22 protein-coding genes are annotated in these 19,291 nt (G+C 71.1%); 12 read left to right on the top strand and 10 right to left on the bottom strand.

All coding sequences use genetic code 11. The annotated features are described in order from the left end of the window. Positions 1–169: 169 nt before the first annotated feature. Positions 170–820 (top strand): DUF4097 family beta strand repeat-containing protein, encoded by a 651-nt coding sequence (locus K4S16_RS32260; protein WP_200842245.1) that lies wholly within the window; start codon positions 170–172, stop codon positions 818–820. An 11-nt stretch (positions 821–831) separates the two neighbouring features. Here the strand turns inward: K4S16_RS32260 and K4S16_RS32255 are convergent, their stop codons facing one another. After that, complete coding sequence (locus K4S16_RS32255; protein ID WP_149262844.1) at positions 832–2,478, bottom strand: serine/threonine-protein kinase; 1,647 nt, start codon at positions 2,476–2,478, stop codon at positions 832–834. 75 nt (positions 2,479–2,553) lie between these two features. Here K4S16_RS32255 and K4S16_RS32250 point away from each other — a divergent pair, with 75 nt between their 5' ends. Then, positions 2,554–3,411, top strand: coding sequence for a helix-turn-helix transcriptional regulator (locus tag K4S16_RS32250; RefSeq protein ID WP_200842244.1), 858 nt, complete (start codon positions 2,554–2,556; stop codon positions 3,409–3,411). 16 nt (positions 3,412–3,427) lie between these two features. Here K4S16_RS32250 and K4S16_RS32245 read toward each other — a convergent pair whose 3' ends face one another. Continuing rightward, the gene (locus tag K4S16_RS32245) at positions 3,428–3,799 is read right to left on the bottom strand and encodes a YrdB family protein (protein WP_235037205.1); all 372 of its coding nucleotides are present in this window, start codon (positions 3,797–3,799) and stop codon (positions 3,428–3,430) included. Positions 3,800–3,816: 17 nt separating this feature from the next. On the opposite strand from K4S16_RS32245, the gene K4S16_RS32240 reads away from it, so the two are divergent. Next, positions 3,817–4,938, top strand: a complete 1,122-nt coding sequence (locus K4S16_RS32240) for a class I SAM-dependent methyltransferase (RefSeq protein WP_235037204.1) — start codon at positions 3,817–3,819, stop codon at positions 4,936–4,938. Positions 4,939–4,945: 7 nt separating this feature from the next. Here the strand turns inward: K4S16_RS32240 and K4S16_RS32235 are convergent, their stop codons facing one another. Continuing rightward, the gene (locus K4S16_RS32235) at positions 4,946–5,800 is read right to left on the bottom strand and encodes a helix-turn-helix transcriptional regulator (RefSeq protein WP_149262841.1); all 855 of its coding nucleotides are present in this window, start codon (positions 5,798–5,800) and stop codon (positions 4,946–4,948) included. 148 nt (positions 5,801–5,948) lie between these two features. On the opposite strand from K4S16_RS32235, the gene K4S16_RS32230 reads away from it, so the two are divergent. Continuing rightward, on the top strand, positions 5,949–6,725 hold the full coding sequence (locus tag K4S16_RS32230) for an alpha/beta fold hydrolase (protein WP_149262840.1): 777 nt from the start codon (positions 5,949–5,951) through the stop codon (positions 6,723–6,725). 94 nt (positions 6,726–6,819) lie between these two features. Next, a complete protein-coding gene (locus tag K4S16_RS32225) occupies positions 6,820–7,608 on the top strand; it encodes an SDR family NAD(P)-dependent oxidoreductase (RefSeq protein ID WP_149262839.1) in 789 nt (262 codons plus the stop codon). Here K4S16_RS32225 and K4S16_RS32220 read toward each other — a convergent pair. Together K4S16_RS32220 and K4S16_RS32215 are read right to left on the bottom strand one after the other, a co-directional pair. Then, entirely contained in the window at positions 7,595–8,719 is a 1,125-nt protein-coding gene (locus K4S16_RS32220) for an epoxide hydrolase family protein (RefSeq protein WP_149262838.1), read from the bottom strand. The two genes, K4S16_RS32225 and K4S16_RS32220, sit on opposite strands and share 14 nt — an antisense overlap. Beyond that, positions 8,712–9,095, bottom strand: coding sequence for a nuclear transport factor 2 family protein (locus K4S16_RS32215; protein WP_149262837.1), 384 nt, complete (start codon positions 9,093–9,095; stop codon positions 8,712–8,714). Before K4S16_RS32215 ends, K4S16_RS32220 begins: the two co-directional genes overlap by 8 nt. A gap of 87 nt (positions 9,096–9,182) precedes the next feature. Here K4S16_RS32215 and K4S16_RS32210 point away from each other — a divergent pair, with 87 nt between their 5' ends. Together K4S16_RS32210 and K4S16_RS32205 are read left to right on the top strand one after the other, a co-directional pair. Next, positions 9,183–9,647 (top strand): MarR family winged helix-turn-helix transcriptional regulator, encoded by a 465-nt coding sequence (locus tag K4S16_RS32210; RefSeq protein WP_149262836.1) that lies wholly within the window; start codon positions 9,183–9,185, stop codon positions 9,645–9,647. A gap of 62 nt (positions 9,648–9,709) precedes the next feature. Beyond that, entirely contained in the window at positions 9,710–10,222 is a 513-nt protein-coding gene (locus tag K4S16_RS32205) for a GNAT family N-acetyltransferase (RefSeq protein ID WP_200842243.1), read from the top strand. A gap of 75 nt (positions 10,223–10,297) precedes the next feature. Here K4S16_RS32205 and K4S16_RS32200 read toward each other — a convergent pair whose 3' ends face one another. The 4 genes from K4S16_RS32200 to K4S16_RS32185 form a co-directional block, all read right to left on the bottom strand. Then, positions 10,298–10,546, bottom strand: coding sequence for a hypothetical protein (locus K4S16_RS32200; protein ID WP_149262835.1), 249 nt, complete (start codon positions 10,544–10,546; stop codon positions 10,298–10,300). Between the two features lie 20 nt (positions 10,547–10,566). Beyond that, positions 10,567–10,923: a DUF6247 family protein gene (locus K4S16_RS32195; protein WP_149262834.1), complete on the bottom strand. Its 357-nt coding sequence runs from the start codon at positions 10,921–10,923 to the stop codon at positions 10,567–10,569. Positions 10,924–11,214: 291 nt separating this feature from the next. Next, the gene (locus tag K4S16_RS32190) at positions 11,215–12,213 is read right to left on the bottom strand and encodes a sulfotransferase domain-containing protein (protein ID WP_149262833.1); all 999 of its coding nucleotides are present in this window, start codon (positions 12,211–12,213) and stop codon (positions 11,215–11,217) included. A 302-nt stretch (positions 12,214–12,515) separates the two neighbouring features. Continuing rightward, positions 12,516–12,758, bottom strand: a complete 243-nt coding sequence (locus K4S16_RS32185; protein ID WP_149262832.1) for a hypothetical protein — start codon at positions 12,756–12,758, stop codon at positions 12,516–12,518. 361 nt (positions 12,759–13,119) lie between these two features. Here K4S16_RS32185 and K4S16_RS32180 point away from each other — a divergent pair, with 361 nt between their 5' ends. Genes K4S16_RS32180 through K4S16_RS32160 form a run of 5 tightly spaced genes read left to right on the top strand, consistent with a single transcriptional unit; the run spans position 13,120 to position 17,659 of the window. Next, the gene (locus K4S16_RS32180) at positions 13,120–14,271 is read left to right on the top strand and encodes a branched-chain amino acid ABC transporter substrate-binding protein (protein WP_149262831.1); all 1,152 of its coding nucleotides are present in this window, start codon (positions 13,120–13,122) and stop codon (positions 14,269–14,271) included. An 8-nt stretch (positions 14,272–14,279) separates the two neighbouring features. Next, positions 14,280–15,173 (top strand): branched-chain amino acid ABC transporter permease, encoded by an 894-nt coding sequence (locus K4S16_RS32175; RefSeq protein ID WP_149262830.1) that lies wholly within the window; start codon positions 14,280–14,282, stop codon positions 15,171–15,173. Next, the gene (locus K4S16_RS32170; RefSeq protein ID WP_149262829.1) at positions 15,173–16,168 is read left to right on the top strand and encodes a branched-chain amino acid ABC transporter permease; all 996 of its coding nucleotides are present in this window, start codon (positions 15,173–15,175) and stop codon (positions 16,166–16,168) included. Before K4S16_RS32175 ends, K4S16_RS32170 begins: the two co-directional genes overlap by 1 nt. Next, positions 16,168–16,965: an ABC transporter ATP-binding protein gene (locus K4S16_RS32165; RefSeq protein WP_149262828.1), complete on the top strand. Its 798-nt coding sequence runs from the start codon at positions 16,168–16,170 to the stop codon at positions 16,963–16,965. Before K4S16_RS32170 ends, K4S16_RS32165 begins: the two co-directional genes overlap by 1 nt. Further along, a complete protein-coding gene (locus K4S16_RS32160) occupies positions 16,949–17,659 on the top strand; it encodes an ABC transporter ATP-binding protein (RefSeq protein WP_149262827.1) in 711 nt (236 codons plus the stop codon). Before K4S16_RS32165 ends, K4S16_RS32160 begins: the two co-directional genes overlap by 17 nt. Before the next feature lie 64 nt (positions 17,660–17,723). Here K4S16_RS32160 and phoA read toward each other — a convergent pair whose 3' ends face one another. Next, the gene (phoA, locus tag K4S16_RS32155; protein ID WP_149262826.1) at positions 17,724–19,103 is read right to left on the bottom strand and encodes an alkaline phosphatase; all 1,380 of its coding nucleotides are present in this window, start codon (positions 19,101–19,103) and stop codon (positions 17,724–17,726) included. Positions 19,104–19,291: the final 188 nt, after the last annotated feature.

Here is a 19,291-nt window from a genome sequence, read left to right as displayed (position 1 = left end):
GACCTCGGAGGGAGAACCAACCTGGCTCCCTGGCGTGACGGCCGTCCGGCACCCGTTTCCTTAGGCTCAGCAGCGTCCAGCCAGACCGACCAGGAGGATTCCCTTGCGTGGCAAGCTTTCTGCCCTCGCCCTAGCCGCGGTCGGCGTGACCGCACTCAGCGCATGCGACGTGGCATTCGCTTCCACCTACGAGGACGACGCCACGCTGAAGGGCAAAATCACCGCTGTGCGCCTGGACGACATCGGATCGGGCGGTGTGACGCTGCACGGTGGCTCGTCCAAGACGTCCCTGCACCGCACCATCAAATATCGCGGTGACAAGCCCGATGGGCCAACGCACCGCATCGAGAACGGCGTCCTGACGCTGCACGGCTGCGGCTCCCGCTGCTCGGTGAGCTACACCCTCGAACTCCCGGCCGGCCTCCCGGTGTCGGGCAGCACCTCGAACGGCTCCATCACCCTGTCCAAGGTGGGCGCGGTGGACGTGTCCACCCACTCGGGCTCGGTCCACCTGGACGGCGTCGCGGGGCCGGTCAAGGCCAGGACGTCCAACGGCAAGATCCGGGGGAGCGGCCTCAAGGGCGGCATCGAGGTCGAGACGTCCAACGGCTCGATCACCCTGACGCCCGGTTCGCCGCAGAACGTCCGCGCGAAGACGTCCAACGGCGACATCACGCTCACCATGCCGCAAGGGCGCTACCGCGTCAGCGCCGACACCAACAACGGCGACAAGAAGCTCGGCGTCCCGAACGACTCCTCCGCCCGGTACCTGCTCGACCTGAGCACCAGCAACGGCGACATCACCACCAAGACCGCCTGACGCACGGGCGGTCAGGTCAGCGCGTTCAGGCGGGTGACGGCGTACTGCCGCATCTTCTCGTCGTGCAAGGAGTCGGCGACGTCACGCGCCTGCTCGTACCTGGCGATGGCCTCGCTCTTTGCGCCGGTGTCGCGGAGGCACCCGGCGAGCTTGCACAGCGTCCATCCCTCCATGAGCCGATCCCCCGTCCGGGTGGCGACGCCCAGCGCGGCTTCCAGGGCGTCCTTGGCGCGGTCGTGCTTCCCGCGCCCTCGGGCGGACTCGCCGAGGTCGTACCAGACCCAGCCCGCGCGGCGGAGGTCACCGGCCGCCTCCGCGGCATGGGCGGCGTCCAGGAACAGGGACTCGGCCATCTCAGGATCATTCAGCTTCAACAGGGCGCGCGCCTGCCCCACCAGGGCCTCAACATGGATCTCCGGGTGGTCGACGGAGGCGATCACGGCCTCGTTGTAGAGGTCATTGGCGGCCTCGGCGTCGCCACGTGCCAGAGCGAGTCCGCCGAGATTGCACAGATTCCACGCCTGGAGCACGGTGTCGCCGACCTCCTCGGCAGCGGCGAGCGCCGCGGCGAAGGCCTCTCCGGCCGGCCCGTCCTCCCCGCGTTGGCGCAGGCAGACGCCGAGTCCGTCCAGCGCCCAGCCCTCGTCCTGGCGGGCCCCGACGGCGGCGGACGCGTCCCGGGCCTGCTCGAACAGGCCCTCGGCGCGGTCGAGCCTGCCCGAGGAGCGGGCGGCGTGCGCCTGGTCCAGCAGGCTGCTCGCCGCCAGGACGCGGTCTCCGGCCGCGACGGCGATCGCGTGGAGGCCGAACGCGATGCCCTCCGCGCGGGCGTGCTCGTGCGCGGCGCGGGCGTCCGCGTAGGCGGCCTGGAGCTGCTCCACCTGCGGGCGGCGGGTCATGGCCTCGCGGAGCGACCGGACGGACGGCCGGTCCGCCGGGTCCTTCGCGAGCGCCCGGCGGACGATGTCGCGCAGCCAGCCGGGAACCCCCGTCAGGTCGGGCTCCAGGTTGTAGATCTGGCTGATGATCGCCGGTGCCGAGTCCGCCGGGAAGCAGGGCCGTCCGGTCGCGGCGTAGGCCATCACGGCGCCCCAGCCGAAGACGTCCGCCGCCCCGGTCGGCTTCCTGTTCTCCAGGACCTCGGGCGCGATGTAGCGCAGGGTGCCGACCGGCCTGGTCGTGATGCGGGTGCTGTCGACGTGGTGGGCCACGCCGAGGTCGATGAGCACCGGCTCCCCGCCCGCGATGACGATGTTGGCCGGTTTGACGTCCCGGTGGACGAGCCCGGCCCCGTGGACGGCGTCGAGGGCCTGCGCAAGCCCGAGCCCCAGTCGGAAGAGGTCCTCCGACCCGAGCGGGCCGCCCGCCATGACCGCGTCCAGGGATCGCCCCTGGACGTACTCGGTGACCAGGTAAGGGGTCGGGCCCGCGAGGTCCGCGTCCACGAACGCGGCGACGTTGGGGGCCGCGACCTTGCGGAGCGCGGCGACCTCGCGCTCGAACCTGCGGCGCCCGTCCTCGCTCTGGTCGGCGAGCCCGTTCATCGTCTTCACCGCGACGATCCGCCCGTCCGGCGCGCGTCCCAGATGGACGGCCCCCATGCCGCCCTCGCCCAGTTCGCACAGCAGCTCGTACGGCCCGAACCGTCGTGGGTACATCCGGCCCCCCGCCACATGCCAGGACAAGTGGGGACAACGGTAACGCGCGCGGCGGCCCCGGATAGCCTCGGCGGCATGGCGCGCAATGGCGAACTCGGCGAGTTCCTCAAGTCGCGGCGGGCGCGGCTGCGTCCCGAGGACGCCGGCCTCCCCACGTACGGGACGCGGCGGCGCGTGCCCGGGCTGCGGCGCGAGGAACTGGCGCAGCTGGCCGGGGTCAGCGTCGCGTACTACATCAGACTGGAGCAGGGCACCGCCGACGGCGTGTCCACCGAGGTCCTGGACGCGATCTCGCGGGCGCTGCGGCTGGACGGCGACGAGCACGCCCACCTGCACCGGCTCGCGCACCCGCCGCGCCGCGCGCCCATCACCGCGCCTCCCCGCCTGCGCGCCCCGCTCCAGCACCTGCTCGACTCGTTCACCCACGCGCCCGCCTACGTGGTCGGGCACTACACGAACGTGGTCGCGTGGAACCGGCTCACCGCGGCCGTGTTCGTCGACCTGGCGAGCGTCCCGCCGGACGAGCGGACCTGGTCCCACCAGATCCACCTGAACGCCGACTACAAGGCCCGGCTCGGCGGCAACTGGCCGACGGTGGCCCGGCGCAACGCCGCCTACCTGCGTTTCCGCTCCGGCCAGGACCCGGACGACCCGCACCTGCGCGCGGTCATCGACTGCCTGCGCGAGCGGAGCCCGGAGTTCGGCCGCCTGTGGTCGGCCCACCACGTCACGGACCTGACGCACGGCGAGGCCCGCATCGACCACCCCGAGGTGGGACGGCTCGTCCTGCCGTTCGAGACCCTGCACCTGCCCGGTGACCCCGACCTCAGCCGCCTCATGCTCTACGCGGCCGAACCGGGCTCCCCCTCAGAGAGGGCCCTGCGCAAGCTGGCCGAGACCTCCACCCACCTCTCCAGCGCCGACCTCACCTAACGCGGCCGGTACTGGCTCATTGGGCGGCTGCGTGGAAGTGGGCGTCTCGGTCGGCGGTGGCTAGGGCCGTGTTGAGGAAAGCCACCACCGCGAAGGCGATGCCCGCCGTCGGGTGGCCGACGCCGTAGAGGGCTAGGGCGCCGGCGCCGAACACGACCGCCTTCACCAGGAGGACGAGCGGAAGCGCGATTTTGAAGCGGGCCCGTGGCGCGGCGAACATCCCCCACAGGATGATCGCGGCTGCCGGTGCCGCGAGGCCGAGGACGATGTTGACCAGGACGTTTCCGGTCGCTGTGAAGCCCCACCACGCGAGCGCGGCGATGGCGACGAGTTCCAGCAGGAAGGCGAGGCCTTCGTTAAGGGCATGCAATGGCCCGGGTAGACGCACGCCGATACGGTACCCCTGTGGACGAGATCTCCTGGCAGGAGGACGGCCGGGACCATCGCGTCCGCTGGCGGTCGGAGAGCGGGGCGCCGCCGCCGCGCCGCGTGGTGGTCGCCGACGACGAGACGCGCGCGGACTACGCCTACCGCCTGGCCTGCGAAGGCACGGCGCTGCTGTGGCGCGGCGACTTCCAGAACGCGCGGCAGCTCCTCAAGGCCATGGCACGCCGTATCGACCGTCCACCACGGCGACGTAAAAACAAGCCCGAACCGGAGCGGGCGCAAGCGTTCCACCTCTACCGCCAGGCACGCGCCCAGCGCGCGCGGACGCTCGGCATGCTGCTCATACCGTTCGACCCCGGCCATGTGATTCCGCTGCGGCGCGCACCGGACGTCCAGGACGCCTGCACGGAGGCCTACGGTCCGGACGACCAGCCCTACGTCGCATCACTGCGTGAACTGCTCGGCCTGATCGGCGCCCACGAATGGCATGAGAAGGGCGTTCCGATCCCCGCGCTGGGCGGCGACCGCATCCATCCGCACTACGGCGTCTTCTCGCCCATCAGGGGCGAGTACGTGGACCTGGTGGGCGAGGCACCGCTGCCGTCCACGCAAACGGCGTTCGACGTAGGAACCGGTACGGGTGTCCTAGCTGCGGTCCTGGCTCGTCGGGGCGTCGAGCACGTTGTCGCTACTGACCAGGACCCACGCGCGCTGGCCTGCGCCCAAGAGAACGTCGACCGGCTCGGTGTGAACGTCGAGGTCGTCCAAGCCGACCTCTTCCCGGAAGGGCGCGCCGGTCTCGCCGTCTGCAATCCGCCCTGGGTCCCGGCCAAGCCGAGCACGCCGCTGGAGCACGCCGTCTACGACCCGGGCAGCCGGATGCTGCGCGGTTTCCTGGCCGGCCTCGCCGACCATCTGGAACCGGGCGGGGAAGGCTGGCTGATCCTGTCCGATCTGGCCGAGCACCTGGGGCTCCGCACGCGCGACGACCTCCTGGAGATGATCGCCTCGTCCGGCCTGCGGGTCGCGGGCAGGCTCGACACCGCGCCGCGCCATCCGCGCGCCGCCGACCCGGGCGACCCGCTCCACGCGGCCCGCGCCGCCGAGACCACGTCGCTGTGGCGGCTCACCGCGGGGTGAACGCGGGTCAGACGTGGCTGCGGTGCGCGGTCTCGGGGCCGATGACGCGCAGCAGGTCGAGGGCCTCGATGCTGTCGGTGCCGGGCGGCGGCGTGAAGACGAAGAGCCGCTGGTCCTCGGCGGGGGTCAGCAGCGCCTCGGTGTCGAACTCGATGGGGCCGATCTCCGGGTGCACGACCTTCATCCGGCTGGTGCGCGGAACGGCGACCTCGTGCCGCTCCCAGAGCCGGGTGAACTCGGCGCTGGCCGCGTGCAGCCGTCCGACCAGCGCTGACGCGGCGGCGTCGTTGCCCCGGCGCGCGACGGCAGCGCGCAGGTTGGCGACGTGCCGGCGGCCGTGCTGCTCGTGCTCCTCCTCCGGGTACGCCTCCCGGACGAACGGGTCGGTGAACCACCGCAACACGATGTTCCGATCGGGCTCCTCCACCGTGCAGACGCACCCGAAGAGGGCCTCGGACAGGGCGTTCTGCGCCAGCAGGTCGCCGAGGTCGCCGATGATCTGCGCCGGCGTCTCGTGCAGCCGGTCCAGCAGGTAGAGCATGCTCGGCCGGACGTACTCGCCCGCGAACGGCCCGGCGGGCGGGCGGTGCCCGGCGAGGACGTGGAGATGGTCGCGCTCGTCGATCGTCAGCCGCAGCGCGCGGGCCAGCGCGCCGAGCAGTTGGGTGGACGGCTGCGGGCTGCGGGCCTGCTCGAGGCGCATGTAGTAGTCCGCCGACATCCCGGCGAGCTGGGAGACCTCCTCCCGGCGCAGCCCCGGCGTGCGTCGCCTGGGACCCGCCGTCAGGCCGACCTCCTGCGGGCGGAGCCGCTCGCGGGAGCGGCGGAGGAAGTCGGCGAGCTCCTTGCGGTCCATCTCCATGCACCCATGATTCCGCGCCGTCCCGGATGTCCGTAGAGCTGAGACTGGGACCGGTTGTCCTAGCCAGAGTGGTCCGCTCCTCATCGCGGCCGGGCGCTGGCAGCGTCGATGACGTCCGGAAACGACAGCGACCGAAGGACGGCCGACCATGCCGAAGCTCACCGTTGGAAACACCACCGTCCCCTACCGCGTCGAGGGCTCGGGACCCGCCCTCGTCCTCGTGCACGGCGTCGGGCCCGGCTCCTCCATGTGGGACCTCATGCTCGACCGGTTCACCGATCATCGCACCGTCCTGCTGCCCGACCTCGGCGGCAGCGACCCCGCCGAGGACGACGGCTCCCCGCTGACCATGGAGGCGCTCGCCGGGCAGGTCAACGCCGTGATCGAGGACGCTGGGGCGGGCCCCGCCGACGTGGTCGGGTTCTCGCTCGGCGCGCCGACCGCAGCGGCGGCCGCGGCGCTGCGCCCGGACCTCGTCCGGCGCCTGGTGACCGTTGCGGGGCTTTCCCACTCGGGGGACGAGTACATCCAGCAGCACATGTCCCTCTGGCTCGGGCTGGCCCGCGACCCGGAAAGTTTCGGACGTTTCGCGACCCTCACCGCGCTCAGCGGCACGTTCCTCAACCAGATCGGCCACGACGCGGTGGAGCAGCAGCACGCGTTCATGGGCCGGCCGGACGACCGGCTGCGGCAGATCGAACTCGTCAAGCGGCTCGACATCCGGCCGCTGCTGCCCCGGATCACGGCGCCCACGCTGGTGATCGGGGCGACCCGCGACCAGACCGTCCCCGTAGGGAACCACCGGGAGCTGTTCGCGAGCATCCCCGGCAGCGAGTACACCGAGCTCGACACCGGCCACGTCGTCATGGCGGAGCGGCCCGACGAGTTCGTCAAGCTCGTCCGGGACTTCCTCGACCGCGCCTGACCCCCGCGCGCCGGGGCCGCTCAGCCGGGTGCCCCGGATACCGGGCTGGGCGGTCCCTGGTTACCGTGCGCGCGCCCCGAGCAGTATGGAGAGCATGCGTCCCATCGACCAGCAGACCATCCTCATCACGGGCGCGACCGACGGGCTCGGCCGCGCGCTCGCCGCCGAACTGGCCGCCGAAGGCGCCACGGTCCTCGTCCACGGGCGGGACGACCGCCGCGGCGAGGCGACCCTCAAGGAGATCGGCGGCAGCGCCTCCTGGTACCGCGCCGACCTGTCGTCGCTCGCCGAGACCCGCGCGCTCGCAGCGGCCGTCCGCGCCGACCACCCGCGGCTGGACGTGCTCGTCAACAACGCGGGCATCGGCACCGACGGCCCGCGGGAGGAGAGCGCGGACGGCCACGAGCTGACGTTCCAGGTGAACTACCTGTCCGGCTACCTGCTGACCCGGCTGCTGCTGCCCACCCTGGCCGCCTCGGCGCCGGCGCGGATCGTCAACGTCAGCAGCCTCGGCCAGCAGGCCATCGACTTCGACGACGTGATGATCACCCGCGGGTACAGCGGGACGCGGGCGTACTGCCAGAGCAAGCTCGCCCAGATCCTGTTCACGATCGACCTCGCCGCCGAGCTGGCCGGGACGGGCGTCACCGCGAACGCCCTGCACCCGGCCACCTACATGCCGACCAAGATGGTGTCCTCGCCGATCAGCACCCTCGAGGAAGGCGTCCGGGCGACCCACCGCCTCGTCACCGATCCCGCCCTGGACGACGTGTCCGGCCGCTTCTTCAACGGGCTCCGGGAAGCGCGCGCGGACGCCCAGGCCTACGACCCCGACGCCCGCGCCCGCCTGAAGGCGATCTCCGACGAGCTCACCTCCCCCTGAACCGGCGAAAGAACTCCTGGACATCGGCAGTGAGCAGCTCCGGCGCCTCGACGGCCGGGAAATGCCCGCCGCGCTCGAACTCCGTCCAGTGGACGACGTCGTAGACGCCCTCCACGCGCCGCCTCACGGGCCGGACGAGATCGTGCGGGAACACCGCGAGCCCGATCGGAACGGGGCACGGAACCGGCGGGCCGCCCCGAGCGGCGTTCGCCTTGTGCAGCCTGGCGGAGGACCCGGCCGTGCCGGTGATCCAGTAGAGCATCACCGTCGTCAGCAGGCGGTCGTCGTCGATGCCGCTCGCGGGGTCCGTCCACTCGGTCACCTTGTCGGCGATCCAGGCGAGCTGGCCGACGGGGGAGTCGGTCAACCCGTACGCGACGGTCTGGGGACGGGTCACCTGCATCTGCCAGTAGCCGGCCGGGTTCGCCAGATACTCCCTCTGGCTCGCCAACCGCTCCTTGTCGTCCGGCGACAGATCGTCGTCGTCGCCTGGGGGCGACCCCATGTAGTTGAAGTGGACGCCCACGACCCGGTCACGCGCCACCGCTCCGAGCGCGTTCGAGATGGGCCAGCCCCAGTCGCCGCCCTGCGCGCCGTAACGCTCGTAGCCGAGCCGTTCCATGAGCGTGGCCCACGCTCGCGCGATGCGGTGCACGTCCCATCCGGCCTCGCGGGTCGGACCCGAGAGGGTGAACCCCGGAAGGGACGGGATCACGAGGTGGAACGCGTCGGCGGGATCGCCGCCGTGCGCGCGCGGGTCGGTGAGCGGCTCGATCACGTCCAGGAAGTCCGCGACCGTGCTGGGCCAGCCGTGCGTGATGATCAGCGGCAGCGCGTCCGGCTCCGGTGACCGGATGTGCAGGAAATGGATGTTCGTCCCGTCGATCTCGGTCGTGAACTGCGGGAACGCGTTGAGCTTCGCCTCCTGCGCCCGCCAGTCGAAGGCCGTCCGCCAGCGCTCGGCCAACTCCTTCACGCGGCCGAGCGGGATGCCGTGGTCCCATCCGATGCCGGGCAGCTCGTCCGGCCACCGCGTCCGGTCCAGCCGCGCGGCGAGGTCGTCGAGGTCGGCCTGCGGAACCGCCACGCGGAACGGCGTGATCTCAGACATTCGCGGCCTCCCAGATCGGACGGGCCTCGACCCGCGTGAGGCGCCAGCCGTCCGCCGTCCGGGCGGCGCGCAGTTCGTAGCGCTCACCGAGCATGCGCAGGCCCTCCTCGCGGGCGAAGACGACCAGGAGGTTCGCGCTGATCGCGGCCTGGTCGCCGTCCACGTCGACGAGCGGGCCGGTGATGAAGTGCTGGGTCGGCACGGTGTGGTTCTTGCGCGCCTGCGCGACGAGGGCGTCGACCCCCTTCGCGACGCCGCCCAGGGTGTGCGCCTCGGCGTCCTCGGCGAAGATGCCCCGCCCGTCGTCGGGGCACTTGTCGTCCAGCCACCGGCCCAGACGGCTGGCGAGCGCGGACAGTTCTGCACGGTCGTCCATGACTCCTCTTTCGTTGGTTGCGCCAACGTTGGCGCAACCAACAGTAGACGATTGTTGGCCCCACCAACAACCCCTAGACTGATCCGCATGACGACGTCCGACGCCCGGACGCCCGCGCGGCTCCGGCGCACCCCGAGCTGGCTGATCAATCTCGTCTCGGCGCACAGCCACCGCCTGGTCGCCGACGGGTTCGCCGCGGCCGGCGCCCGCGGCTACCACTTCCGGCTGCTCACCGCCCTGCACGAGTACGGCCCGTCCAGCCAGGCCGACCTCGGCCGCCGCTCGGGCATCGACCGCAGCGACGTGGTCGCCGCCGTGAACGAGCTGGCCGCGAAGGGCATGGTGGACCGCTCCCCCGACCCGTCCGACCGGCGCCGCAACGTCATCACGCTCACCCCGGAGGGCACCCGCCATCTGGCCGAACTGGACGAGGTCCTGACCCGCATCCAGGACGACCTGCTCGCCCCGCTCTCGCCGGACGAACGCACCCGGCTCACGGAACTGCTGGCCCGCGTCGCCGACCACCACGCGGACAACCGCCGCTCCGGATAATCGTTGGCGGTCGTTGGGCGAACCAACATAGAGTGGCCGTCCCCCACCCGAGGAGCCGCCCCATGCCGCCCGCGATCCGCCTTGCCGAACTGCCGCCCGCCGCGATGAAGGCCCTACTGGAAGACGACCTGGAGGGCGCCGGCGCGGTGGCCGGGGTGCCGCTCACCGACTACTTCACCACCGACGAGGCGAAGTACCTGTGGCGCTTCCGCCTCGCCCAGCTCGACCGCGACCCGTCCCACGCGCCCTGGACCGCCCGGGCCGCCGTCGCCGAACCGGAGGGCGTGGTCGTCGGCCACGCGGGCTTCCACGGCGCCCCTGACGAGAACGGAACCGTCGAGATCGGCTACTCCGTCGACCCGGCGCACCGCCGCAAGGGCTACGCCCGCGCGATGCTCGCCGCCCTCCTGGACCGCGCCGACGCCGACCCGTCCGTCAAGACCGTCCGCGCCACGATCAGCCCCGACAACAAGGCCTCCCTGGCGACCATCGCAGGCCAGGGCTTCACCCACGTAGGCGAACAATGGGACGAAGAAGACGGCCGCGAACTCATCTACGACCGCCCCGCCCACTGACTCGGCAACGCGTCCGCACGGGAGGAATACGGCGCCATACTCCGCACAGACCAACGCGGGCAAGGTAGAGCTGGGTCAGCCACCCCAGACGAGGTCGACCGCGACCACGACGAGCAGCTCGTCCCAGATCAAGTAATCAACGAGCCCCACACCACCGAAGACGGCCTGCCTGATTCGCGGGTTCGGTGTCGGTTCGCTGGTGGTCGGGTCGTAAGGGTCGACGACGATGACACCAAGGGCCTCAGCAAGCGCGAACTGTACCTGCTCTGGCATGCCGGCGAGCTGCCGTAACACTTGGGGGGAGAGCTCGGCCCGGTAGGTCATGGGCCGTAGTCTGCCGCCCTTCAGCGCCCTTCGGCGGCTTGTTCGACTTTCTGTTGCCACCAGGCGGCGGCCTCAGCGCGGGACATGCCGAGGTGTTGGACAAGCACGTCTTCGATCGGGATCGTGGGGGCGCCGTCGCGGATCTCCTGGATGCGGGCTTCGAGCTCCTCGCTTGAAGGACGTCGCGTCCGTGCGCGGATACTCCACACGTTCAAGAACCGCTGGAGGGCCTTGTAGCCGGTGAGATCGTCGGCTGCGGCGTGGGCGCGCTCCCTGTACTGGGCAAGGAAGAAATCCCGCTCCTGTTCGGGGAGCCGCTCCATGATGACCTGCGGGTCCTGCGGGTCCGGCTCCTGGTGGAGCGGCTGGACGCTCATCGGGCCCACCCCCTAGTCAGGTACTTAGCTACACGTTGACAGTACCCACATCACTTGAGGTTTGTAGACGGATCGTAGGCAGCGGTGTGCAGCACACGGCCTCCCCCTATAGCTGTGCGTCCGCGCCAGGACGGTCACCTGCTCTCCTTCAGCAAGGCCGCGGCTTGGCGTGCCGCCTTCGGGTCAGGCTGTCGACGGCGGGCATGTACGCCGGGTCGCGGACATAGACGTCCACGTGGAGCCAGTGCAGCGGGCGTCACTTCTCGGCGGCAGGTCTGGGTTCGCGGGGTTTTACCGGTGCGCACGGATGGCCGCGTGCACGACCTCCGCGACGTTGTAGCCGAGGAGGCTCGCCACGTCGGTCAGCCCTGGAGTGCTGAGGACCGCGTTGGCCTCGCCGGCCTCGAGGCTATGCCGCCAGCGGGCGTCCTCCCGGGGCTTCTCGTCGTTCCAGTACGCCCGCGCGTGCTTCACGAAGTCCTCCGCCTCCGCACGCCCGGGACCGTCGAGGCGCTGGATGTAGTCCTCCAGCTGCTGCCTCCCCACGTACGGGACGAAGGAGCTCCAGTTGCCGCCGGTGTCGTGGATCCTCGTGTTGTCGGGCTCCGCGTCCAGCGAAAGGTGCAGGAAGTCGGCCAGCCGCTCCAGCGACCGTTCCGGACGCGCCATGTAGTCCTCGTAGCGGACGACCATGTGCGGCAGACCGTACGTGTTGACGGTGCGCAGGGCGTCGACGTAGGTGTCCCGCCAGAGGCCCGCGCCCCGCCACAGCGGCTCCCCCGTCCGGTTCCGGTAGCTGATCGCGAAGGCGATCGGGTTCCGCGCCGTGACGATCACGTTCACCGGTGCCCGGTTCGCCGGGTCGGCGAGCTGCTGCTCGACGGCCTGCCGGAGCCAGGCGACGTACTTGCTCCCGTCGACGACCACCGAGGCGCCCAGCGACCGGGCGAACCGCCGGTGCATGCCGAGGATGTCGTCGTACGACACCCGCTCCCGCAGCGCCTCCGTGAAGTGCCGGCACTCCTTGCCGAGCAGCGAGCAGGGCCCGCAGCCCTGCCCGGCGTCCTTGTGGCTGTACTCGGGCATCTGCGTGAAGTTGTTCAGCTCGCCGACGTAGTGGGCGCCCCGGATCCGGGTGGTCATGTCGCGCCCGAGCAGGGTCGAGCCCGAGAACAGCGTGCCGACGACGAAGACCGAGGTCGGCGGGCGGTCCTGCCCCTCGCGGAACCTGGACCGGAGGTTCGCGAGCCGGCCAGGCTGAACGGGGGCCCCTTGCTTCTCAGCGTCCATGTGCATGCCCACGGGAAAGTCGAGTACCAGCCGGTCGGAACGAGATGACCGTGCAGAGCATTGTGCCCGGTACCGCCGCCCACTTCGAACGGCCGGCCACCACCGCCCCGAACACCTGGCCGCCCCCGCTGCGGCCAGTCGCGCAGGCGAAGGGGCAGTCCGCAGGTGACGGGCCTCGCAGCAACCCGCCGCTTTCGGCCCCTCGGGGTCGGCGCAATGGACCCCGACCTGAGCACAAATTGCGTGGCGAAAAGCAGTTGAAGCAGCAGCGGAGGGGCTTGTGCCGGGTAACTGATTCGTCGTCAATAGGCCTTTGCGGCAGGGTGGCCTGGATGCTCGTCCAGGTCGGGAGGGTTGCGGCGATCGCGCAGCCAAACTCGCCACGCGAGTGCGCTTGCCACTGCCATCACTGCGCTCAGGACGAGGACGAAGAACCACCGCCACCAGGTGCTCGGTCCCGCCGGGGGATAGACCGCAGCCGGTGAGCCGGTGTCGATGGCGCTCGCCGTGGCGCCCTTCGACAGGCCGTCTTTGCCGACGTCCATCAGATAGACCTCAGTGATCCTGAGACGTCGGCGGTGTCGCCGCGGTTTACCCGCGCCGTTCGGACCTGGATGCCGGAGTTATCGATATAGATAAGGCGCGCAATGCCGAGTCCTCCCGTGCGGTGCGCTCGGCGGCGGATGGGCGCGGTGGTGAGGCCCTCACCAGTTGGATGCTCCTCATCCTGAGCGGTGCGCTGAACGCATGACCCGGTGACCGGGGGTCCCGGCGGGCAGGGCTGTGACCTGGGCGTTATGTCTGGCCTGCCTCTTGACGTGGAACGTTCTGGACAGTGCAATGTCACACGTCATGTGTACAAGGTCACATCGGGGCGGCGTTCGCCGCGTCGGGAGGGGAGACCCGATGAGAAGAATCGCGCTAGGCTGCGTGCTCGGAGCGGCGGCCCTGGCGGTGTCCGCCTGCGGTCAGGGGCTGCTCGGTTCGGACGACGCCGAGGACTCCGGTCCGATCACGATCGGCATGGCCATCCCGCTCTCGGGGTCCAGCGCCGACATCGGGCCCTACATGAAGAACGGCGCCCAGATGGCGGTGGACGAGATCAACGCCAGGGGCGGCGTCGGCAAGCGCAAGCTGCGCCTCCGGGTGGAGGACGACGCCTGCGACCCGAAGACCGCGGTGGCGGCGGCCAGCAAGCTGGTGGCCGCGAAGATCGCCGTCTCGGTGGGCGGCTACTGCTCGGGGGCGACGCTGCCGACCCTGCCGGTGTTCGACCGCGCGAAGATCCCGATGATCATTCCGGCGGCCAACTCCACCGAACTGGTCGCGCAGCGGCTCAGGCACGTCTTCCTGATCAACGGGACGGGGGACCAGCAGGCCGTGGCGGCGATGAACTGGATGACCAAGAGCGGGCCGAAGAAGGTCGCGGTCCTGCACGACAACACCTCGTACTCCAAGGACATCGCGACGCGGACGGCGACGGCGCTCGACAAGCCGGGCGGCCCCGACAAGGCGACCCTGGACGCCGTCAACCCAGGCGAGAGCGACTACTCCGCCAACATCGCGAACGTCCTCAAGACCCACCCCGACTTCATCTACTGGACCGGCTACTACCAGGAGGGCGGCCTCCTGCTGCGGCAGTTCCGGCAGGCCGGGTACACGGGCGGGTTCATGGTGGGGGACGGCTCGGTGGACGCCAAGCTCATCAAGATCGCCGGAGACAGGGCGGCGGACGGCGTCTTCGCCACCATGACGCAGACCCCGGACACGATCGAGGGCGCGAGCGGCTGGATCAGCACCTACAAGAAGAAGTTCGGCAGCGATCCCGGTCCGTACTCCACCCAGTCCTATGACGCCGTCCGGGTGGCGGCCGAGGGCATCGCGAAGGCCGGCGGCACCGACGGCGACAAGATCGCGAAGGAGCTGGAGGCGGTCGACGGCTTCCCGATCTTCACCGGGCCGCTGAAGTTCACCCCGCAGCACACGCTCAGCAACGGCGGCTTCGTGATCCTCGTGGTCAAGGGCGGCGCCTTCACGCTGCGCGACGCCCTGAAGTAGGCGCGGCCATGGCACAGCTGATCTGGAACGGGCTGTTCGTCGGCTCGTTCTACGCCCTGGTCGCCCTCGGCTACAGCATGGTCTACGGGATCATCAAGCTGCTCAACTTCGCGCACGGCGACCTGTACATGCTCGGGGCCTTCACCGGGTTCGCGATGCTCGGCGCGATGGGCGGGCTGGTGCACTCCTCCTCGCTGGCGGCGCTGCTGATCGTCCTGGTCCTCACCATGGTCACCACGGGGACGGCCGGCCTGGCGGTCGAGCGGGTGGCCTACCGTCCGCTGCGCGGCATGCCCCGGCTGTCCCTGCTGATCACCGCGGTCGGCGCGTCCTTCGCGCTGGAGTACGGCACCCGGATCGCGGCCGGTCCGAACCCGCGGGTCTACCCGGTGCGCCTGGACGGGGCGTCCTTCACCGTCCTCGGTGCGCGCGTGACGATGCAGCAACTGCTGCTGATGGCCGTCTCCGTGGTGCTGATGGCGGGCCTCACGGTGCTCATCGGACGGACCCGGCAGGGCCGGGCGATGCGGGCCATCGCGCTCGACCCGAAGGCGTGCCTGCTCATGGGCGTCAACGTGGACGCCGTCATCGCCCGCACCTTCTTCATCGGCTCCGCGATGGCCGGCGCCGCGGGCGTGATGGCCGGGGGCTACTACGGAAAGATCGACTTTCTGATGGGTTTCATCATCGGGCTCAAGGCGTTCACCGCGGCCGTCATCGGCGGGATCGGGAACGTTCCCGGCACGATGCTCGGGGCGCTCGTGCTGGGACTGCTCGAATCCTTCGGCACCCACTGGGTGGGCGGCGAGTGGCGGGACGTGTTCGCGTTCGGCTTCCTCATCCTCTTCCTCACCGTGCGGCCGACCGGGCTGCTCGGCGAGCGCGTCACGGAGCGGGTGTGATGGCGGCCGTTCCCGAACGCGCGGCGAAACGCCGCGCGGCGACGCTCTCGCGTCTGCTGGAGAGCCGCCACCTCGGCTGGGCCGGCCTCGCCGTGGGGCTGGCCGCCCCGTTCGCGATCGCGACGCCGTACGCGATGAACATCATGACCAGCGCGGTGATCTTCGTGATGCTCGCGGTCGGCCTGAACATCGTGGTCGGCTACTGCGGGCTGCTCGACCTCGGATTCGCCGCGTTCTTCGCGGTCGGCGCCTACACCAGCGGCCTGCTGGCCACCCGGCTGGACTGGCCGCTGGTGGCGACCGTCCCCTTCGTCATCGCCGCCACCGTGATCGCCGGCATCGTCATCGGCGGTCCCACGCTCCGGCTGCGCAGCGACTACCTCGCGATCGTGACGCTCGGCTTCGGGGAGATCGTCCGGATCGTCGCCAACAACCTGGACGTCACCGGCGGCCCCTCCGGCATCTACGGCATCCCCGGCCTCTTCGGCGACCATGTCGCGAACCCGGTGGTGTTCTACTACGCCGCGCTGCTGATCGTCGCGGTGGCGGTGCTGCTCGCCGCCCGGCTGGGACGGTCCCGGCTCGGGCGTGCGTGGCGGTTCGTCCGGGAGGACGAGGACGCCGCCGAGGCCATGGGCGTCCACACGTACCGGGTCAAGCTGGCCGCCTACATCGCCGGCGCGGTCTGGGGCGGGCTCGCGGGCGTGCTGTTCGCCGCGCAGTTGTCGGCGATCTCCCCGGCCAGCTTCACCTTCCTCCAGTCGGCCCTGGTGCTGATGGCGGTCGTGCTCGGCGGCATGGGCTCCACCCCCGGCGTCGTCCTCGGCGCCGTCGTGATCAGCCTGCTGCCCGAGATGCTCCGCGGGCTGGCCGACTACCGGTTCTTCGTGTTCGGCGTCCTGCTGATCGCGATGATGATCGGCCGTCCGCAGGGGCTCTGGCCGCACCGGTCGCGCGAGACCGCCCGCATGGCGGCCCGGTCGGGAGGTGCCTGATGCTGGACGTGCGAGATCTCCGGCTGGCGTTCGGCGGCGTCCAGGCGGTCGGCGGGCTCAGCTTCCGCGTCGACGCGGGCGAGATCGTCTCGATCATCGGTCCGAACGGGGCGGGCAAGACCTCCGCCTTCAACTGCGTCACCGGCTTCTACAAGCCGACCGGTGGCCGGATCGTCCTGGACGGCACCGACATCACCGGGCGGCGCCCGTCCGCGATCGCCGCGCGCGGCCTGTCGCGGACCTTCCAGAACCTCCGCGTCTTCGGCGAGCTGTCGGTGCTGGACAACGTGCGGGCCGGGACCCACCTGTGGCTGCGGCAGCGGATGTTCGACGTGCTGCTGCACACGCCCCGCTACCGGCGCAGCGAGCAGGAGGCCACCGACGAGGCGCACAAGTGGCTCGACTTCGCCGGGCTCCGCGGCGACCGGACGGGCCTCGTGCGGCACCTTCCGTACGGGGAGCAGCGCCGGGTGGAGATCGCGCGGGCCCTGGCCCGCCGTCCCGCCCTCCTGCTGCTGGACGAGCCCGCCGCCGGGCTCAACCACGGGGAGAAGGCGGAGCTGCTCGACCTGATCCGGAGGATCAGGGAACTCGGCATCGCGGTCGCGCTCATCGAGCACGACATGGGCCTGGTCATGGAGATCTCCGACCGCGTGGTGGTGCTCGACCACGGCAAGGAGATCGCCGACGGCACGCCCGCCGAGGTCCGCGCCGACCCGGCGGTGATCGAGGCGTATCTCGGGCGCGACGCCGCCCCGGAGGAGACCGAGGAGGTGCGCGGTGCTCGAAGTGACTGACCTGACGGTGAAGTACGGCGGCGTGACCGCGCTGGACGGCCTGTCGCTCACAGTCGGGGAAGGCGAGACGGTCGCGCTCCTGGGCAGCAACGGGGCCGGTAAGACGACGACGCTGTCGGCGATCTCCGGCCTGGTCCGCCCGTCCGGCGGCGACATCAGGTACGAGGGCGCGTCGGTGGCGGGGGCGGCGCCGTCCGCGATCGTGGCGCGCGGCGTGGTGCACGTGCCCGAGGGGCGGCGGATCTTCAGCACCCTGACGGTCCACGAGAACCTGCTGCTCGGCGGGTACCTGGTGCGGGACGGCCGCGAGCTGGCCAGGCGCATCGACCGGGTCTACGGGCTGCTCCCCCTGCTGGCCGAACGGCGCGGGCAGGAGGGCGGGACGCTGTCGGGCGGCGAGCAGCAGATGCTGGCCATCGGCCGCGCCCTGGTCGCCGGACCCCGGCTGCTGATGCTGGACGAGCCGTCGATGGGCCTCGCCCCGCTCGTCGTGGCGGCCGTCATGGAGGTCATCCGCGACGTCGCCGCGGACGGGACGGCGGTCCTGCTGGTCGAGCAGAACGCGAGGGCGGCGCTCGGGATCGCCCGGCGCGGCTACGTGATCGAGAACGGCCGCTGCGCCCTGGAGAGGCCCGCGGCCGAACTCGCCGTAGATCCGCGCGTGGTCGAGGCCTACCTGGGCGGCGCGGCCTGAAGACGGCATCAAGGCCGGTCACACGAGTGTGACCGGCCTTGAACGCGGCGCGCCCGGGGATGGGTTACCGGATGGCGAGGGCGCGGGTGAGGGTGCGGAACAGGTCGGTCTGGTCGGTCACGCCGAGGACGCTCGCGGCCTGCGGGCCCTTGGCGGCGATCCGGACCTGGGTGCCGGTGTGCTCCTGGGACTGGCCCGGCGTGTTGGTCGCGTAGTTGAGCTTCATGGGGGCGCCGTCGGCGGTGATCAGCGTGGCGGTCTGGCCCGGGCTCTGCGCCTCCAGCGGGATGATCTGACTGGTGTGGCCGTGGTCGGCGGTCACGACCACCAGGGTGTCGGGGTGCCGGCGGGCGTAGTCGAGCGAGGCCCGCACCGCCTTGTCGAACTCGGCCGTCTCACCGATCTGGCCGCAGGGGTCGGCGGCGTGGTCGCGCTTGTCGATCGAGGCGCCCTCGATCTGCAGGAAGAAGCCCTTGCGGCTGTGCTTGGTCTGCGCGTCCAGCAGGCCGATGGCCTTGGACGCCATGGTCGACAGGTGCGGGCCGCCGAAGGAGCCGTTCGGCGTGCACCTGGACGGGTCGGTGCCGCCGACCTTGGCCGCCGGACCGGTCCACTCCTGCGGCATGTTGCCGTCGGCGAACAGACCCAGCAGCTTGCCGCCGGGCTTGGCCGCGTTCAGCCCGCCCTCGTCGGTGACGACGGTGTATCCGGCGGCCTTGGCCTGGTCGATCACGGTCTTGCCGGCGAAGGGCCCCGCCTTCACCGTCTGCGCGAAGCGGGCCTTCCCGCCGCCCAGGTAGAGGTCGGCGCCCGTCTGCACCTGCTGCTCGGCGATCGAGCCGGGCCCCCCGTTGACCTTGTCCTGCGCGGGGCACTTGGCCATGTCGGCCGGGCCCTGGCAGCCGCGGTCCGCGACGTGCGCGGCCAGCACCGCCGGGGTGGCGTCGCCCAGTTCGGCCGTGGACACGTCGCCGGTGCGCAGCCCGGCCCGCTTGGCCAGTTCCAGGACGGTCGGGACCGGCTTGCCGTCCGGCGTGACCGAGATGGCCCCGTTGTAGGTCTTGTGACCCGTCGCCCAGCCGGTGCCGCTGGCCGCCGAATCGGTCACGTAGTCGATCTGGCGCGGGTCGGCCTTGTTGACCGAGTACGTGGTGTACGCACCGGTCAGCGGCAGCGTGTCCATGGCGAGCCGCCCGGCGGCGCCCTTGACGTAGTTGCGGGCGGCGGTGATCTCCGAGTCGCCCATGCCGTCACCGATCAACAAGATGACGTTGCGCGCCTTGCCGCCCTGCACGGCCTGCCGGACCTCCTGGGTCCGGTCCCCGCCGGACGCATCCGCGAGCCCCGAGCCGAGCGCGGCGGCCACAGCCCCCGTGGTGAGGACGACCGCGGCCGTCCGCCGTATCTTCGCAGCCGGAATCATAAGGCTGGCCTCCTGGCTCATGAGTGACGAACAGGCACAGATCACCAGGTCAAGATGAGGCCGACGCCCGTCGATCACGACGAACACGTGAACGGTCGGCGAACGGTGGCGCGACGCGGTCGACAGCACCTCTCGCCGGGTGGACGCCCGAAGGCGGACCCGGGCCTTCGCGCCGGGGCCGCCTTCGTCCGGAGACGCCCGCTTCGCCG

It is taken from the genome of Actinomadura sp. K4S16 (assembly GCF_008327685.1).
Taxonomy (GTDB): Bacteria; Actinomycetota; Actinomycetes; order Streptosporangiales; family Streptosporangiaceae; genus Spirillospora.
The sequence above is the reverse complement of the archived record's forward strand: the minus strand, read 5'-3'. Positions and strand labels throughout refer to the sequence as shown.

Excerpts from the sequence above, each read along its gene's own strand:
- K4S16_RS32255 (WP_149262844.1), bottom strand. The coding sequence starts at position 2,478 with ATGTACCCACGACGGTTCGGGCCGTACGAGCTGCTGTGCGAACTGGGC.
- K4S16_RS32250 (WP_200842244.1), top strand. The coding sequence starts at position 2,554 with ATGGCGCGCAATGGCGAACTCGGCGAGTTCCTCAAGTCGCGGCGGGCG.
- K4S16_RS32235 (WP_149262841.1), bottom strand. The coding sequence starts at position 5,800 with ATGGAGATGGACCGCAAGGAGCTCGCCGACTTCCTCCGCCGCTCCCGC.
- K4S16_RS32230 (WP_149262840.1), top strand. The coding sequence starts at position 5,949 with ATGCCGAAGCTCACCGTTGGAAACACCACCGTCCCCTACCGCGTCGAG.
- K4S16_RS32225 (WP_149262839.1), top strand. The coding sequence starts at position 6,820 with ATGCGTCCCATCGACCAGCAGACCATCCTCATCACGGGCGCGACCGAC.
- K4S16_RS32220 (WP_149262838.1), bottom strand. The coding sequence starts at position 8,719 with ATGTCTGAGATCACGCCGTTCCGCGTGGCGGTTCCGCAGGCCGACCTC.
- K4S16_RS32215 (WP_149262837.1), bottom strand. The coding sequence starts at position 9,095 with ATGGACGACCGTGCAGAACTGTCCGCGCTCGCCAGCCGTCTGGGCCGG.
- K4S16_RS32210 (WP_149262836.1), top strand. The coding sequence starts at position 9,183 with ATGACGACGTCCGACGCCCGGACGCCCGCGCGGCTCCGGCGCACCCCG.
- K4S16_RS32205 (WP_200842243.1), top strand. The coding sequence starts at position 9,710 with ATGCCGCCCGCGATCCGCCTTGCCGAACTGCCGCCCGCCGCGATGAAG.
- K4S16_RS32200 (WP_149262835.1), bottom strand. The coding sequence starts at position 10,546 with ATGACCTACCGGGCCGAGCTCTCCCCCCAAGTGTTACGGCAGCTCGCC.
- K4S16_RS32195 (WP_149262834.1), bottom strand. The coding sequence starts at position 10,923 with ATGAGCGTCCAGCCGCTCCACCAGGAGCCGGACCCGCAGGACCCGCAG.
- K4S16_RS32190 (WP_149262833.1), bottom strand. The coding sequence starts at position 12,213 with ATGGACGCTGAGAAGCAAGGGGCCCCCGTTCAGCCTGGCCGGCTCGCG.
- K4S16_RS32185 (WP_149262832.1), bottom strand. The coding sequence starts at position 12,758 with ATGGACGTCGGCAAAGACGGCCTGTCGAAGGGCGCCACGGCGAGCGCC.
- K4S16_RS32180 (WP_149262831.1), top strand. The coding sequence starts at position 13,120 with ATGAGAAGAATCGCGCTAGGCTGCGTGCTCGGAGCGGCGGCCCTGGCG.
- K4S16_RS32175 (WP_149262830.1), top strand. The coding sequence starts at position 14,280 with ATGGCACAGCTGATCTGGAACGGGCTGTTCGTCGGCTCGTTCTACGCC.
- K4S16_RS32170 (WP_149262829.1), top strand. The coding sequence starts at position 15,173 with ATGGCGGCCGTTCCCGAACGCGCGGCGAAACGCCGCGCGGCGACGCTC.
- K4S16_RS32165 (WP_149262828.1), top strand. The coding sequence starts at position 16,168 with ATGCTGGACGTGCGAGATCTCCGGCTGGCGTTCGGCGGCGTCCAGGCG.
- phoA (WP_149262826.1), bottom strand. The coding sequence starts at position 19,103 with ATGAGCCAGGAGGCCAGCCTTATGATTCCGGCTGCGAAGATACGGCGG.